Source organism: Bacillus sp. NTK034 (assembly GCF_017303275.1).
Taxonomy (GTDB): Bacteria; Bacillota; Bacilli; order Bacillales; family Cytobacillaceae; genus Cytobacillus.
The window spans coordinates 199724-214476 of sequence record NZ_JAFKOJ010000008.1 but is presented as its reverse complement, the minus strand read 5'-3'; the positions used below and the strand labels follow the sequence as shown (position 1 = coordinate 214476).

The window sequence follows — 14753 nt, the reverse complement described above, 5'->3', positions numbered from 1 at the left end:
AAGGCCTGTAAAAGCAGAATGATTTCTACCTTCCAGACCATAGAGTTAAAGCAGCTGCAATAAAGATTGCGGCCTTTCCTATACTTTAACCCGTAGTCCGGTTCTTTGATTGGGAACCAGGTAGAAACACTCAGACCATATTACCGAGCATATACGAGTGATGAAATTAGTAAGATTACAATGCCAATATAACAAATAGCTTGTGAGAATTCAACTGAAATACGAACAATTAGTACATATTAACTATTAAACATTCGTAATTCATCAATATTAATCCATAAAAAAACCTCCAGTATTAAACTGGAGGCTCTAATCATTATGCTGCTTTTTTGGCATCAGCAGAAGATGATTGGCTGTTATTCTTTATGGCAGCAGCAGCCAGACCGATCAGACCACCTGCGATAGCTGGGACAATCCAGCCTAACCCCACATCATATAAAGGAAGGATCGCACTGAATAGGTCATTGATTGGCGCAAACGCAATGCCTGCTGCATTCAAACCATCAAACAAACTTACCACAAATGTGAATAGCATGCTTCCCTGATAAACTTCTTTCTTGCCTTTAAAGAATGGATGCAGGAAAGTAAGAGCCATTAATGCAATGGCCAATGGATAGATTCCCACCAAGACAGGGACGGAAATGGCGATAAGCTGGCTAAGGCCAAAGTTGGCAAAAACCGCGCTGAATATTGATAAAATAATGACGAACATTTTGTAAGAAACTCTTGGCATCAGTTTATTAAAGTATGAAGAACAAGCTGTAATTAGACCGATGCTGGTTGTCAAACATGCACCAAACACAATGACACTTAAAAGCAGCATACCAAATGAGCCAAAGTAATGGGAAGATGCACCAGATAGAACAGCACCCCCGTTATCCAATGCTCCAAGACCGCTGACACTTGAAGCCCCAATAAATGAAAGCGATGTATAAATGACTGCTAATAGACCTGAAGCAATCACACCAGCCTTCGCAATGGATACCATGATATCCTTCTTAGTTACTGCGCCTTTTTCCTTCACAGCATTTACAACGATAATACCGAATACAAATGCTGCCAGAGCATCCATTGTCAGATAGCCTTCCTGGAACCCTTTAAAGAACGCACCATTCATATAGGATTCAGTCGGAGCCTGGAATGCTCCCATTGGATTAAAGAAGGCAGCGCCGATTAAAACTGCGATTACAATTAGAAGAATCGGTGTTAAATATTTTCCTACGATATCAACAATCTTTGAAGAATTCAAAGAGAAAAAAGCGGTAATTCCAAAGAAAATAATTGAAAATACGATTAAGCCAACTGATCCGCTTCCTTCTGATAGATATGGCTTAATTCCGATTTCGTATGACACTGTAGCTGTTCTCGGAATGGCAAAAAGCGGTCCAATTGATAAGTACAGGGCCACTGTGAATCCCAGTCCGAACAATGGATTGACACGGCTCGCCAGTGATTGCAGATCACTTTTTCCCGAGAAGCCCAAAGCCAGTATACCAAGAAGAGGCAAACCTACACCTGTCATGATGAAGCCAGCGTTCGCTGACCATACATTCGTTCCTGCGGATTGGCCAAGCATCGCAGGGAAAATTAAGTTTCCTGCCCCAAAAAATAAGGCAAAGAGCATAAAACCAACTGTCACAATATATGAGAATGGTATTTTGCTGGTCATTTCAATTCCTCCTATTAATCTGTCTGTCTAAATGATTCTGATTTTATTAAATTTAAATTTTCTGAAATATTATAGCGCTGTAACATTATTATTTTTGTACGCTAGTAATATATTGCATAACTCAAGATAACATATTCAAAATACTTATGCAATATATCGCACAAAACTTTTTGTCGAATCATGCGATATATTGAATTTTTCAAGATACTTCTATATACTAAATTTATAATCTATTGGAAATAACTATAATTTCACAGATAAATTGCATGAAATGAAAAGGTGGTTACAGCTATGCCGATACCCTCCAATTATTCATCACCTACCCGTGTGTCAGCCAAGGATCGCGCCTTCTCCCAAATCCAGGAGTGGATCATTGACGGCACACTACAGCCGAAAGAAAAATTGAATGATGCCGATCTTGCCAAAGCGTTAGGCGTCAGCCGAACCCCCATCAGGGAAGCTCTTCAGCTGCTGAATGTTCAGGGGTTCGTCGAAATGTTTCCCGGAGTTGGAACGCAGGTCACTTCAGTTAACCCTGAAGATATTAGTAAAATCCTGCCCCCATTAGGCGTATTGCAGGCACTTGCTGCAGAATTGGCAGCTCCTGTTATCAGCCAGGAAACGATTAATATACTTAGGGATATTAATCATAAATTCGCTAAAGCTCTAATTGCAGGAGATACCTTCACAGCTTTGAAGCAGGATGAGAAGTTTCATAATATTATTATAGATCTTGCTCAGAATCCTTATATTACGAATACAGCTTCCATGCTTCAGGCTCATGTCATGCGGCTTTACTACAATAAAACAATTATATTGAAAGAGCGTTCTATAGAAGAACATGAAGATATATTAAAAGCATTTGAACAAAAAGACAGAGAAAAAGCCGGACACATTGCACGTGTCAACTGGCTTAGAGCAATTGACGAGTACTACTCCGAGGAAAAATGATCAAACGGAAAAAGCAGCCTCCTTCGGCTGCTTTTTCCGTTATCCTAGCTTTTGTAGATAATTTCATCGATAATCCCATATTCCTTTGCTTCTTCAGCAGTCATGAAATAATCGCGGTCCGTGTCCCGCGCCACTTTTTCTGCAGGCTGGCCAGTTCTTTCTGCAATAATTCCATTTATATGCTCCCTCAGTTTTAAGATCCGCTTCGCCGAAATTTCGATTTCGGTTGCCTGGCCTCGAGCACCGCCCAGAGGCTGATGAATCATGATTTCACTGTTCGGCAGGCTGTAGCGCTTTCCTTTTTTTCCTGCCAGGAGAAGCATAGCACCAAATGATGCGGCCATTCCTGTACAAATCGTTCTCACATCAGGCTTTATATATTGAATCGTGTCAAAGATGGCAAACCCTGCGGTGGTCGAACCGCCCGGACTATTAATATAAAGAGAGATATCCTTTTCAGGAGATTCAGCTGCAAGAAATAGCAGCTGGGCAATCACACTATTGGCAACCACATCATTAATTTCTTCTCCTATCATGATAATCCTGTCTTTTAACAGCCGTGAGTAAATATCATAGGAACGTTCTCCCTTGCTTGACTGCTCAATTACATATGGTATTGCTGTCACCTGTATCCCTCCAGTTCATTGCGGATCTATGCCGCCATGCAGAGAGTATTAGAAGGAGATGGAACTGGCAGTACAGGCTTCTTTGCTTGGCTTTCCAGGGATCGCAGAAAAGGTATGGTTTTTACCAGGATGGACGGATCTTCCGCAGCCACAGATTGCTGCAGCAGATGAAAAAGCTTTTCTTCTTCATCATTTGCAAAAGAATCCTCAGTCTCATCTTCAACTGAGTGCTGTAGCTGCTTCCGAGCACGGTTCAGCGAGGACTTCACTGCAAATTCAGTGGTCTGCAGGATATCCGCAATCTCTTTTGTTTTGTATCGAAACCCTTCCTTTAGAGTAAAAATAACAGCCTGCTTTAATGTCAGACGGTTAATGAGATGGCTGATTGCTTCTCCTCGATCGGTGCTGTAATTCTTCATTTCACTTTCAGGCGACTCTTCCAGCTGCTCCCGCTTTCTGTTTCGAAGAGTATCCATCCAGCAATTATAGGCAATCTTCTTCAAAAGAGCCTGATTGATATTCTCCGGAGAGTAGCTTTTATAAGCGCGGATGATTGCCTCATGGGCAAGATCGTCCCCATCCCAGCTGCTCTGTGCAAGAAACCGGCTATAACGCTGCAGTGAAGGATAGATATCTGCAATACATCTTTCCTTCTGCTCTAAGAAATCCCTTGATTCAGCCTGAACTTTCCCTTGCTTCATAAACCTGTTCACTCCTTTAATACATCTCTGCTTCTATAACGGAATAAGAGAACTAAAAGATACGGGGTAATTATAATTTATTATCATTTTATTCTAAGGATAGCTGATATTATCCTGCTCATATACCTTTTTTGATTTCAATCCAAAAAAAAGCCCCAATCCCATTGGAATTGAGGCTGCAGTTTTATATAATTCGTGACGTTACAATGCCGTCAATTTGATTGATCTGTTCAAGCAGTCCAGGGACCACTTCGCCATTGACTTTATTATCGATATCGATCATGGTATACGCATATTCACCGCGGCTGCGGTTCACCATGTCTGCGATGTTCAGCTGGTAGCTTGAAATGGCAAGCGTGATTTGGCCGACCATATTTGGGATGTTTTTATGAAAAGCAGTGACACGCCGCTTGCCTGTGTAAGGAAGAGCAGCATTTGGGAAGTTCACTGAGTTTTTAACATTGCCTGTTTCAAGGAAGTGCTTCACCTGTCGTGCTGCCATGACAGCGCAGTTTTCCTCAGATTCTTTTGTTGAAGCGCCAAGGTGCGGAATTGCCACAGCGTTTTTCATTTTCAGGACATTTTCATTTGGGAAGTCTGTAATATACTTGCCCACTTTTCCGCTCTCAAGCGCTGCTGCCATATCTGATTCATTCACAAGCTCTCCGCGTGAGAAATTCAAAATATGAACACCATTCTTCATCATGCTGAATGTATCTTCATTGAACATTTCCCTTGTATCATCGGTTAATGGAACATGTACAGTGATATAGTCGGATTCTGCAAACACCTGCTCAATGGTCATGGCACGCTGAACATTGCGGGACAAGTTCCAGGCCGTATCAACTGAAATGAATGGATCAAAGCCTATAACATCCATATCAAGTTCAAGTGCATCATTGGCCACAAGTGCCCCGATTGCTCCCAATCCAATTACACCGAGAGTTTTCCCCTTAATTTCTTTTCCGACAAATTGCTTTTTCCCTGCTTCTACAAGCTTTGGAATTTGATCTCCTTCATCTTTCAGCGTTTTGGTCCAGGCGATGCCGGCAAAGAGATTGCGGGATGACGCCATTAAGGAAGTAAGCACCATTTCTTTTACTGCATTTGCATTGGCACCAGGAGTATTAAAAACAACAATGCCCTGCTCAGTGCATTTCTCAACCGGGATATTATTTACACCCGCGCCTGCACGGGCAATTGCTTTTAATCGATCGCCCAATTCCATTGAATGCATATTGAAGCTGCGAAGGACAATCGCATCCGGATTGCCGCTTTCATTATCGATTGTAAATTGATCCTTGTTAAACACCTCAAGACCGCTTGGCGCAATCGCATTCAATGTTTTAATCGTCTTTACTCTGTCTAAAGTCATGGTACTCACTGGATTCTCCCCTTTTCAACTAACTTTGTCAGATTTTAAAACAGAAAGAGGCAAGGGTAGAATCCCTTACCTCTGCCCAGGCGAACGGCTTCGACACTATGTGCTCCCTCGCGGTGATCCGCGTCTCGCCAGTTACACATAGCCTTTTCGGTTTTTTAAATCTTATCAAAGTCTTCTGAAAACTTCAACCCTTTAAAGCGCTTACATTATTAAAATTATTTTTTATTTTTTTACAGTATATTTTCTTATTTTGTACATATGCTTTTGAAGTTAGTAATTGGAATAACATTTTCCTTTCAGCTGTATGCATATTAATTGCTGGTATTCTGTTCTAAGAAATGAAGCATTTTATCTGGAAATAAAATTGGACTATCCGAAAGTAATTATTAATAAACTGTTTCCCTTCACCTCTCTCCTTTATCAGATTCTGCGAAGTTCTGTAACTGCTGCTTCTGGGGAACATTCATACTCGCCAGAATACTCGACAAGCCCAATCTCGCAATTTTTGCCGATTTTTACATTTTTCCCTCTTACGACAAGAGCTGCTGTGCCTTCGAGTTCGATGTCATCCCCTTCAATTAAATCTGCCTCCAGCTTCAAGGGAAAGATGGATTTGATTAATTTAAATAGGGTCTCTCTATGCTGTGTCACTTTAATTATTCTGCCGCCAATCTCTTTCGCTTTACTGTCTCCAAAAAGCTTAATATCAATCGTTTCTGCATTCAGTAAACCTTCTACTGAAAAAGTCCCTTCAGCACTGAAGATTTCCGCTTCACAGTCTCCCTCAATAGATACTTTTCCATTCACATCGATTACATCGCATTTTACAGAGCCTCCAATAGAGGATTTCCCAGCGACCTCAAGCTTTTGACAGCTGACGGCTTCAGAAATGGCAGCCGAGCCATTGATAATCAGGGATTCAGCTTTAACAGCTCCGTGGATTTTTGCTGCACCACTGATCTTTCCTTTTTCGGTTTTTACGTTTCCATGGACAGTGCCCGTACCGTTACAAAGGAATCTCTCGCATTCAATATCACTGTTTACAGTTCCCTTGCCATTTAATTCAACCTTTTCAAATGAACCTCCATTAGACGATCCAACTCCATTAATTATTAAGTTCCCTAGCGTTTTCATATTCACAGCAAATTTTCCCCCTATGCCAATTTGGATTTTAATTCCTCTGCACAATGTTCTATCGATAAAGTGGCTGCCACTTTTGTTCCTTTTTCAAGCAGGACTTGTTCCCCGTTAACCGAAACCAGGCAGCTGGACATTCCAAGTTTGCGAATAAAGCAAATAACAGCTTTTGGCTGCTGCAGGATACTTTGATGATCGTTCAATAACTGAAGGAGCATTTTCCCTTCCTCTATATGGATATCTCCCGATTCAAGCAGGATGGAAAGTATATAAAGCTTCAAAATCTCATGGTAATTGAATTCTTTAAGCTCCCCCTGAGTTTCGAGAAAGATATTCATAACCGGTTCAGAAGCTATCCCTTTAGCAATCAGACTTTCCTTTGTCAGCTTCAGATGTGAAGCATTCAGAGAAAACACATCTGCCAGCTCATCCAGCGAAAGGCTATCCTTCATCTTTTGTATTTTATCGACCCGCTCCAGAATTTTCTCTTTTGGGAAAAAAGTCTCCTGCCCTGTAAAGGTTGATTTTCTGACAAACCAATCCTCCGGTATCAGGCTTTTCCTTTTCCACCGATAAAGCTGCCCATAAGAAATCCCAGTTAGATCAAGGACTTCTTTTTTTGAAATTAATTCATCGCTCAATTCCAGGACTCCTTTCTAATGTTACCATTGTAACATAACACTGTTACGTTACAATGTTGTTTTATTCATTTTTTTCTGATATTTTTCGACAAATTTATGGTTTTGTACCGTGAAATCAATCCTGGAAGCTCTCCCCTCAACAAAACAATGTTCTATTGACACAAAAAGACCTGGTTCTCTATAGAACCAGGCTTCACTTCATTCATATATTTTTAACAGATTATACTGCTTTCCAAGATACTGATAATTTTGCCTGCGGTACATTTCCTTTGGAGTATCTTCTCCATCTGCAACAAGGATGATGGTTTTATCCTTAATCTGATCCATCACCGCTTTCTGCAGGCGGCTGCCGATGCCCTTTTTCTGAAAATCCTCATGGACCATCAATCCATCAATTTCAGCTGTTCGTTCCTTGATAATGACATCAACAGATCCGGCAGCTTTCCCTTTATAGTATGCAATAAGCTGCTGAATGCATTCATCGCTGTAATTTCTAAGATGCTGAGCTTTCTTTTTCTCTGCGAAATTTCCCCCATATACCGAATCCTGCTCATACTGGAATTCCAGATAATCATTCCATGTTTCATCCGTAACATTTTTGACTATGATTTCTTCCTTTTCCTGAACATCAGGAAAATCAGCCGGATGGATGGCAAATAACTCTAAGAAACCAACCGTATAATCCTCATCTTTCTGAAAAAAAGCCAGAAGCTCTCCAGAAAGCTCCTCGTCATCGGGAAAATAAAACCTTACATGCTTTTGGCCATATTTCTGATGAAAATCTCTTAAATATTGATGCGCCTCCTCAAACTCTTGAACAGAAGGCATTCTTTTAAAAACAACAAAGTTGCTGTCATACTGAAGGAGCATGTCAGGATTATGGTTGTGAATAAATAGTTCATTTTCCAGAACGGTGTGTCCCGGTTTATAAATATCATGAAAAGTGATCTTGTCCATCGGTATCTCCTAAAATAGCAAACACTTTAGTTTTGCAAGTATTTATATTCTTTATCTGTAATTAGCACATCATGGCAGCGCATTAAATTATTCTTTAATTCCAGAGGGGTAATGCTGTTATCATAAGCACACAGGGAAATCAGACCCTGTTCAGAAATGACCTTGTCAATTTTCTTTTCATACGCTTCCACTAACGGAATATAGTCCTTCACGTTTCCCCATTCAACCAGGCCCCATGTAAAAATCTTTGTACCGCTTTCCAAATAAGGATGTATGTTTTTGAGAAAAAAATTCAACACTGTTTCAGGATTAAAATCCCCGTTCGAATAATAAAAATCAAAGTTATTCGCGAAGTGGACTCTCTTTAATTCCTCTTTGTTTAACAGCTTTCTTATCTCTTTATCAATCTGAAGGAAATTACGGTCGTTCTCCACAAATAAAACATGGCAGCCGCTTTTGGCACCTGCAGATATATAAGAGACTGCATTTTGAAGATAGCAGTCTCTTTGATCGAATTGATAAAGGATATGGCCGCCGTTTGACCTTTTAAGATTATCCATTAAATCGATTAACCATTCATTCATTAAAATTACCCCTTATAATTCAAAGATGTTTTATCTATCCACCTTCATATCATGTATTTTGGAATATCCGTTTTCTAATCTTTATCAAATATTTCATCAAGTTTGTCTGCATAAAAGGTAATCGCTTTTTTATATTGCAAAACTTCTGGGTCATCAGAGGTTTCGGCCACACACTTTAGAAGCAGCTCCATGGCCTGCCTATGCTGGCCTAAATTATGGAGCGTCATGGAATAAAACACCTGGATTGCACGATTAGCCGGAAACTGGGAGATCCCTTTTTCGAACACCATCTTTGACTTTTCATATTCCCCAAGTGTCCGGTATGTGCTCCCAAGACCCAAAATAGCACCTTGCAGATCTGATTCAGGAAGCCCAAGTTCGATCGCTCTTTCATAATAAGAAACTGCCTTCGATTCCTCCCCTAAAACGTCAAAACTCCAGCCGCACTGATAATGAATAACTGGGTTTAAGGGATACTGTTCAGCCAATTTTATAAGCAGAAGGTTGGAATCTTTGTATTTTCCGAGATTGCGAAGTACTATCGCTTTTTCTAAGTCCGTGCTCATATGTACCTCCGATCAGCGCTTTCTTTCTATTATATCTAAAAATTGAAAATAATGGTTGGTAAGGCTTCAACTTTTCTGCAAAAATTGAATTATGACTCTCTGCACCGTTCTTTCACTTCAACCGCAGTGATTTCGTCAAACAGGACCTTCTCAAGAAACCCATCTTCCATTTCCAGATAAATTTTTCTGCTGATGCTATCCAGCCTGTTTACCCTCCCTGTGTATTCGCAGAAAAATCCACCACGCCAAACCTTTACTTTTAGAAAAAAGGCAAATTCCATTGCATAGTGAATTTTGTTTTCATAATCCTCCAATTCATATTCATCAATAAGCGGCTTGTTTTGTGCCATTTGTTCAGTTTCCAATTTTCTTAACATCGCCCGGTGTTCCGGCATGAAATGAGCTGGCAGCCATTTTATTTTCCCTCTGTCTTTTAGCGGCATAGTAAATCCCTCCATCCTCTATTATAGAACATTTGTTCTGTATTTAAACCAGTAAAGCATAAAAAACTCAAGCTGGTTCATTTGGATAATAAAAGTACGAGTGGTAAAATAATCTTTAACTCTCTAAAAAGATTGGTGAAACAATGAAGCAGCTCCCTATAAAACACCGGTGGCTCGGTCGATTGCTTGCATCCGATCCCGGGCTTATCCGATTTCAAAAAGCTGGACGGGCCACTTTAAGTTTAATGGCTTCAGTCTTTACGACTTTGCTTATCATGCAATTGGCCGGCGCTGGTGCTAAAGCCGCTCTCACTCCGGCGATCGTGTCCGGAATGGCTGGCATGCTTGGCATCATGATTGTGATGGATGACTCTAAAAAAGGTAAGATGCTCACAACTGGCCTGCTTGGAATTTCTGCCATGGCGGGGGTATCGATTGGTTCACTATTGGCGGGAAGCACGGTCTTTGTCGATATTGCAATGGTGCTGTTAATATTCTTAAGCTTTTATTTAACCCGCTTTGGCGTACGGTATTTTTCTCTATGCATGATTGCATTCATGACACTTTATTTTTCATCTATCCTAAAGTTATCAGGCAGTCAGCTTCCATCCTTTTACTTCGGCATCTGGATAGGGGTCGCGTATGCTTTCCTGTTCAATTTCATCCTGTTTCAGGACACCGCGAAAAACCTGAAAAGAAGCATTCGCTCCTTTCATTTCCAAAGCAATTTTACGTTCAACCTGTTAATTGAGGGGATGAAAGCCAAGGAAATGACTCCCCAGCAGCGGGAGGAATTGCGGAGAAACGTGCTGAAGCTCAGGGAATACGCAGTAATGGTTTCAGAGTATGTAAATGATGAAGATGTTCAAAAATTATGGCCAGGGCTGACCTCTACTCAGCTGAGGTTATATATATTTGATGCAGGTATGCTGATTGAAACACTGACAGACTCAATTCGAAGCTTAAAAAAAGCGAATGCTCTTGAAATTGATGAGCTGAAAAAACTCCTGGTTTGGGTAACCCGTTCTCTTCGCGATGCTGAAGTTCTTGCCCAGCAATATGAAGAACAAAATCTGCGTGAAGCAGAGCTTGCTGTACAGGCCCTTCGCCTGCTTATTATTGATTTGTTCAGCCGGGAAGACAAACCTGCTGGATGGCTGTTTTTGATCAGGCGAATCGAGTCCATTGCGAACCATGTAATCGAGGGCGGCATAACCATACAGCAGGCACTTCATAAAGTGAAAGACAATGAGATTAAATCATCCGATGAGGCAGCTGAAGGCGAAAATGAAGATGAACCATCTGAAGAAGATAAGGGCATCAAGCCTTCCACTAAAAAAGCTTTTCAGGCATTGACTGCTGCAATCATTTCCATCATTGCCGGCCAGATTCTTTCGCCTGACCAGCCTTACTGGGTTCTTTTAACCGCTTTTATTGTTTTGCTCGGAACCGAATCGATCGGACGCATTTATACGAAGGGTTTTCAGCGTTCGGTTGGAACAATTATTGGAGCAGTAATAGGATTTACACTTGCAAGAGTTGTCAGCGGCCATTCCGTCCTGGAAATTGCGCTGATTTTTGCAGCAGTTTTTTTCGCCTTTTATTTGTTTGAGGTCTCCTATACGTTAATGAGCATGTTTATAACGATGCTGGTTGCTTTTATGTATGACCTTTTACTGGGTGGAATTACATTTTCCCTTATCAGTTCAAGGGTTATCGATACAATCGCCGGTGCCGGCATTGCATTCGGAGTTTCCTTATTTATTTTCCCAAAGAAAACGAAGGAAAAAGTGGCGGATACCATAAATGATTACCTTCAAGAACTGAAACCGTATGTCACTGAGTATGTGCGAAGCTTCCGGGAAGATGTGAACGTTAAGGAGCTTTCAGGCAAAGGCTTCTTATTGGATCAAAAACTTAAAACCATAAACGTTGAAGCGCAATCCTTGATAAAGAAACCCGGATCCCCGCGCCATGCTGATGTTAACAGATGGATTACATTATTTTCAGCCATCAATTACTATGCAAGACACCTTGTGGCTTCCTCCTACCGAAAAGGATTTGACTATCCCGATGAGCTGGTCGATGTTTTCATAAGGATTGAAGAAAAGCTTGAACTAAATATTGAGACATTAATGGACCTGATTAAAGACAGCGGAGACGGCATGCTTGTTTATAGTCTTGAAAATGAAAGGGAACAAATTGAACGATTGGCACCGGCAAGGCAGCAATCCCAGCGAGATTTGATTCATCATCTTTATTTCGTCTGGAGAATCAACAAAGCGATTATCGAATTGGCAGAAGACCTTGGTGCAGGGAAGGAGCAATAGTGCTCCTTCTTTTTTATGCTCTTTCAGGACCAATAATAGATTAATACATTCCCAATATACCTCAAAAATGAGCGATGCACTAAATGCATCACTCTGACTTTGTTTTTGTTATTTTGAACAGCCGTAAACCATTCAAGGTTACGCCAGAAAAAATGATATTATATAAAAAAGGACTCGGATTGCTCCGATTCCTTTTATTTCATTACTTCCTCTTTCAATTTTATCAATAATTCATCCGAATTCTCCGCTGCAATCAGTTTCCCGTCTGCAAGGGCATAGGGTGATTGCTTGCATTCTTTGCATCTGCTCTGACATTCGTATTCTTTATAGTTAACACTCTTCTGGCTCAGAAATTGATTAAATGCAGCAACACTCTCTTCTTTTAAAAAAGCATCCAGATTCCGCTGACAAAATTCAATCGAAGCCGTTTTTTGCTTTGAGAATAGTTTGTTGATGAGTTTCACCTGATCAAACTTCCTTCTGATTTTTCTTTAAAAGCTCTAATGGCAGTATATATTGTTTTCCATTCCCCTTCCTGCCTATATCGGGGACTTTATAATTATATCGAATCTGCTGCCCCTCTGTCGTCTCTATTGCTTCATTTCCAACAATTTTAAATAAAGTCTCATATACAAACCTGTTAGTATTTTATTATACATTATTAATGAGGGGAACTGAATCGATTTACCTGTTAATTCAGATGGTTCAAATGTTTAATTGCACATAAACTGATTTTCTTTTGAATGCCGCTTTAAATTCTTATAGATTCCATGGCGACTGTTTTCTTACTGCTGCTCTCATTTTTGTCTTCAAGACCTTCACAAAAAAACAGGAAGAGCATTCCACTCTATCCTGCACAGCCTTAATTTTACTTATTACCCTCTACATTTCTTCTCATTTTCATTAAAACATCATCAACAATTCTCAGCTCTTCTTTCGTAATACCTGATGTGACGATCGAGTGAAATTCCTCTGTGATTGGATATACATGCTCGCTGAGATTTTTGCCGTTTTCTGTTAGATAGACATTCAGAGATCTGCTGTCCTCTTTATTCATGCTTTTATTGATAAATCCTTTCTTTTCAAGACTGCTCAGCATTCTGGTAATGTTGGATTTATCTTTATCCAGCCGCCTGGCGATTTCATTTTGGCTTAATCCGTCTTCTTCCCAGAGAAGCATAAGAATAAGGTTCTGCTCAGGGGCAATATTTAAATGGGCTAATTTAGTCTTAATATAGCTTGTTAAGTTCAGGTCTGTCTGATGGATCTTAATGCTTATATAGTCATTAAATCTGGTTTTCATTTAAAATCCCCTATCCTTTTTATGGTGGCATTTTATTGAAATCTGTCGTATACACCAGATAACTTTCCTTTACTTATCCAATCATGATTTTCTCTTCTGCATATTTAAAGTTAGCTTTTTCTCTTTTTCTGGCTAGTGCGAATGCAAGAGTTAACGGTCCCACCCTGCCTGCAAACATCATAAAAGCAATTAATTGTTTTCCTAATGGACTCAGCTCTGGAGTTAATCCAAGAGACATCCCAACGGTGCCGAAAGCAGAAATAACTTCAAATAAAAGCATATTCAGCGGTGCATTTTCTGTCAAACAAAGAAGAAATAGAACCAGTGCTATTAAACCCATAGAGTACACCGTAATCGTAAACGCCCGAAAAATTAATTCCTTCGGGATTCTTCTGCCCATCAGATTGACTTCCTCATCTTCTTTGATGAGGGCTCTGACAGCAAGCAGGATCAAAGCAAAGGTAGTTACTTTAATGCCTCCTGCCGTTCCGCCTGATCCTCCGCCAATAAACATTAGAAGCATGGTAATAAGCTGAGAGCCCATGGTCAGCTCACCCGTATTAAGCGAATTAAAGCCAGCTGTTCTAGGAACGACGCCATGAAAATAAGATCCTAACAGTTTTTCCTTCATTCCCAAGTCACCAATTGTCGCAGGATTATTGAATTCCAAAAGAAATATGAAAACTGTGCCTAAAATATTTAGAATCAGTGTCATCAGCAAAACCAATTTGGTATGGAGAGAAAGTTTCCGCAAGCTTTTATTGATTTTTAAATCAAGCAGCACGATATAGCCAATCCCCCCGATGATAAACAGTGAGCTTAACGTCATAATGACAGTAATGTCACCTGCATAACCGGTAACACTGCTAAAGTCGCCCATGATATCAAACCCGGCATTATTAAAAGCTGAGACAGAATGAAAAGCCCCATAATATAAAGATTGCGGAAATCCAAAATCTTCTGCCCACCGAACAGCCAAAATGATGGCGCCAATTGCTTCAACAATCAGAGTAAAAGCCACCACGAATTTTACGAGACGGACCATCCCTTCAATTGTAAGCTGATTTAATGATTCCTGTATCATCAGCCTTCCCTTTAAGCCAATATTTTTCCCAAGCATAATGGCAATGAGAACTCCAAAGGTCATAAAACCAAGTCCGCCTATTTGTATAAGAGCCATAAGAACTACCTGGCCAAAAACAGTAAAAGTTGTTTGTGTATCCACGACGACTAAACCTGTTACACATACGGCAGAGGTCGCTTCAAATAATGCATCAATAAACGATAAATGATGTCTGTCACTAGTCGAAAAAGGGAGCATGAGCAGCAGGGTGCCAATGGCTATTAGAATTAAAAAGCCAACAGACAAAGCCTGGGCAGGATTCATCCTGATCCATGTGCTGGGCCGCTCAATTCTTCTTGTCTTTCTGGTTTCTTTGTACATGGTCCATAATCTCCTTC

At 40.4% G+C, this 14753-nt stretch carries 15 protein-coding genes and 2 riboswitches; of the genes, 2 read left to right on the top strand and 13 right to left on the bottom strand.

Annotation, left to right across the window (positions count from 1 at the left end):
• Positions 1 to 73: 73 nt before the first annotated feature.
• Positions 74 to 177, bottom strand: a riboswitch (purine riboswitch).
• Positions 178 to 316: 139 nt separating this feature from the next.
• Positions 317 to 1669, bottom strand: a complete 1353-nt coding sequence (gene brnQ / locus JI665_RS21330) for a branched-chain amino acid transport system II carrier protein (protein WP_206843846.1) — start codon at positions 1667 to 1669, stop codon at positions 317 to 319.
• Between the two features lie 291 nt (positions 1670 to 1960).
• Here brnQ and JI665_RS21325 point away from each other — a divergent pair, with 291 nt between their 5' ends.
• Positions 1961 to 2620: a GntR family transcriptional regulator gene (locus JI665_RS21325; RefSeq protein ID WP_206843844.1), complete on the top strand. Its 660-nt coding sequence runs from the start codon at positions 1961 to 1963 to the stop codon at positions 2618 to 2620.
• A 44-nt stretch (positions 2621 to 2664) separates the two neighbouring features.
• On the opposite strand, the gene clpP is transcribed toward JI665_RS21325, so the two are convergent.
• The 9 genes from clpP to JI665_RS21280 form a co-directional block, all read right to left on the bottom strand.
• Positions 2665 to 3246, bottom strand: a complete 582-nt coding sequence (gene clpP, locus JI665_RS21320; RefSeq protein WP_035329466.1) for an ATP-dependent Clp endopeptidase proteolytic subunit ClpP — start codon at positions 3244 to 3246, stop codon at positions 2665 to 2667.
• A 26-nt stretch (positions 3247 to 3272) separates the two neighbouring features.
• Positions 3273 to 3947: a sigma-70 family RNA polymerase sigma factor gene (locus tag JI665_RS21315; protein WP_206843841.1), complete on the bottom strand. Its 675-nt coding sequence runs from the start codon at positions 3945 to 3947 to the stop codon at positions 3273 to 3275.
• A 184-nt stretch (positions 3948 to 4131) separates the two neighbouring features.
• Positions 4132 to 5331 carry a phosphoglycerate dehydrogenase gene (locus JI665_RS21310; RefSeq protein ID WP_206843839.1) on the bottom strand — a complete coding sequence of 400 codons (1200 nt, stop codon included), beginning with the start codon at positions 5329 to 5331 and terminating at the stop codon, positions 4132 to 4134.
• A 67-nt stretch (positions 5332 to 5398) separates the two neighbouring features.
• Positions 5399 to 5477, bottom strand: a riboswitch (ZMP/ZTP riboswitch).
• A gap of 274 nt (positions 5478 to 5751) precedes the next feature.
• The gene (locus JI665_RS21305) at positions 5752 to 6465 is read right to left on the bottom strand and encodes a polymer-forming cytoskeletal protein (RefSeq protein WP_206843988.1); all 714 of its coding nucleotides are present in this window, start codon (positions 6463 to 6465) and stop codon (positions 5752 to 5754) included.
• A 20-nt stretch (positions 6466 to 6485) separates the two neighbouring features.
• Positions 6486 to 7109, bottom strand: coding sequence for a YhbD family protein (locus JI665_RS21300; protein ID WP_206843836.1), 624 nt, complete (start codon positions 7107 to 7109; stop codon positions 6486 to 6488).
• A gap of 198 nt (positions 7110 to 7307) precedes the next feature.
• A complete protein-coding gene (locus JI665_RS21295; protein WP_206843834.1) occupies positions 7308 to 8066 on the bottom strand; it encodes a GNAT family N-acetyltransferase in 759 nt (252 codons plus the stop codon).
• 26 nt (positions 8067 to 8092) lie between these two features.
• Positions 8093 to 8650 carry an MEDS domain-containing protein gene (locus JI665_RS21290; RefSeq protein WP_206843831.1) on the bottom strand — a complete coding sequence of 186 codons (558 nt, stop codon included), beginning with the start codon at positions 8648 to 8650 and terminating at the stop codon, positions 8093 to 8095.
• Between the two features lie 74 nt (positions 8651 to 8724).
• Positions 8725 to 9216 (bottom strand): tetratricopeptide repeat protein, encoded by a 492-nt coding sequence (locus tag JI665_RS21285; protein ID WP_206843830.1) that lies wholly within the window; start codon positions 9214 to 9216, stop codon positions 8725 to 8727.
• A gap of 89 nt (positions 9217 to 9305) precedes the next feature.
• Positions 9306 to 9659, bottom strand: a complete 354-nt coding sequence (locus JI665_RS21280) for a YolD-like family protein (protein ID WP_206843828.1) — start codon at positions 9657 to 9659, stop codon at positions 9306 to 9308.
• A gap of 182 nt (positions 9660 to 9841) precedes the next feature.
• On the opposite strand from JI665_RS21280, the gene JI665_RS21275 reads away from it, so the two are divergent.
• A complete protein-coding gene (locus JI665_RS21275) occupies positions 9842 to 11989 on the top strand; it encodes an FUSC family protein (RefSeq protein ID WP_206843826.1) in 2148 nt (715 codons plus the stop codon).
• Positions 11990 to 12183: 194 nt separating this feature from the next.
• On the opposite strand, the gene JI665_RS21270 is transcribed toward JI665_RS21275, so the two are convergent.
• From JI665_RS21270 to JI665_RS21260, 3 genes are all read right to left on the bottom strand, one after another.
• Positions 12184 to 12453 carry a DUF1450 domain-containing protein gene (locus JI665_RS21270; RefSeq protein ID WP_206843825.1) on the bottom strand — a complete coding sequence of 90 codons (270 nt, stop codon included), beginning with the start codon at positions 12451 to 12453 and terminating at the stop codon, positions 12184 to 12186.
• Positions 12454 to 12857: 404 nt separating this feature from the next.
• On the bottom strand, positions 12858 to 13292 hold the full coding sequence (locus JI665_RS21265) for a MarR family winged helix-turn-helix transcriptional regulator (protein WP_206843822.1): 435 nt from the start codon (positions 13290 to 13292) through the stop codon (positions 12858 to 12860).
• A gap of 73 nt (positions 13293 to 13365) precedes the next feature.
• A complete protein-coding gene (locus tag JI665_RS21260) occupies positions 13366 to 14736 on the bottom strand; it encodes a TrkH family potassium uptake protein (RefSeq protein ID WP_206843821.1) in 1371 nt (456 codons plus the stop codon).
• Positions 14737 to 14753: the final 17 nt, after the last annotated feature.

Bases quoted from the DNA above. Each gene is read 5' to 3' on its own strand.
- brnQ (WP_206843846.1), bottom strand. From the start codon at position 1,669: ATGACCAGCAAAATACCATTCTCATATATTGTGACAGTTGGTTTTATG.
- JI665_RS21325 (WP_206843844.1), top strand. From the start codon at position 1,961: ATGCCGATACCCTCCAATTATTCATCACCTACCCGTGTGTCAGCCAAG.
- JI665_RS21315 (WP_206843841.1), bottom strand. From the start codon at position 3,947: ATGAAGCAAGGGAAAGTTCAGGCTGAATCAAGGGATTTCTTAGAGCAG.
- JI665_RS21305 (WP_206843988.1), bottom strand. From the start codon at position 6,465: ATGAAAACGCTAGGGAACTTAATAATTAATGGAGTTGGATCGTCTAAT.
- JI665_RS21295 (WP_206843834.1), bottom strand. From the start codon at position 8,066: ATGGACAAGATCACTTTTCATGATATTTATAAACCGGGACACACCGTT.
- JI665_RS21290 (WP_206843831.1), bottom strand. From the start codon at position 8,650: ATGAATGAATGGTTAATCGATTTAATGGATAATCTTAAAAGGTCAAAC.
- JI665_RS21285 (WP_206843830.1), bottom strand. From the start codon at position 9,216: ATGAGCACGGACTTAGAAAAAGCGATAGTACTTCGCAATCTCGGAAAA.
- JI665_RS21280 (WP_206843828.1), bottom strand. From the start codon at position 9,659: ATGCCGCTAAAAGACAGAGGGAAAATAAAATGGCTGCCAGCTCATTTC.
- JI665_RS21265 (WP_206843822.1), bottom strand. From the start codon at position 13,292: ATGAAAACCAGATTTAATGACTATATAAGCATTAAGATCCATCAGACA.
- JI665_RS21260 (WP_206843821.1), bottom strand. From the start codon at position 14,736: ATGTACAAAGAAACCAGAAAGACAAGAAGAATTGAGCGGCCCAGCACA.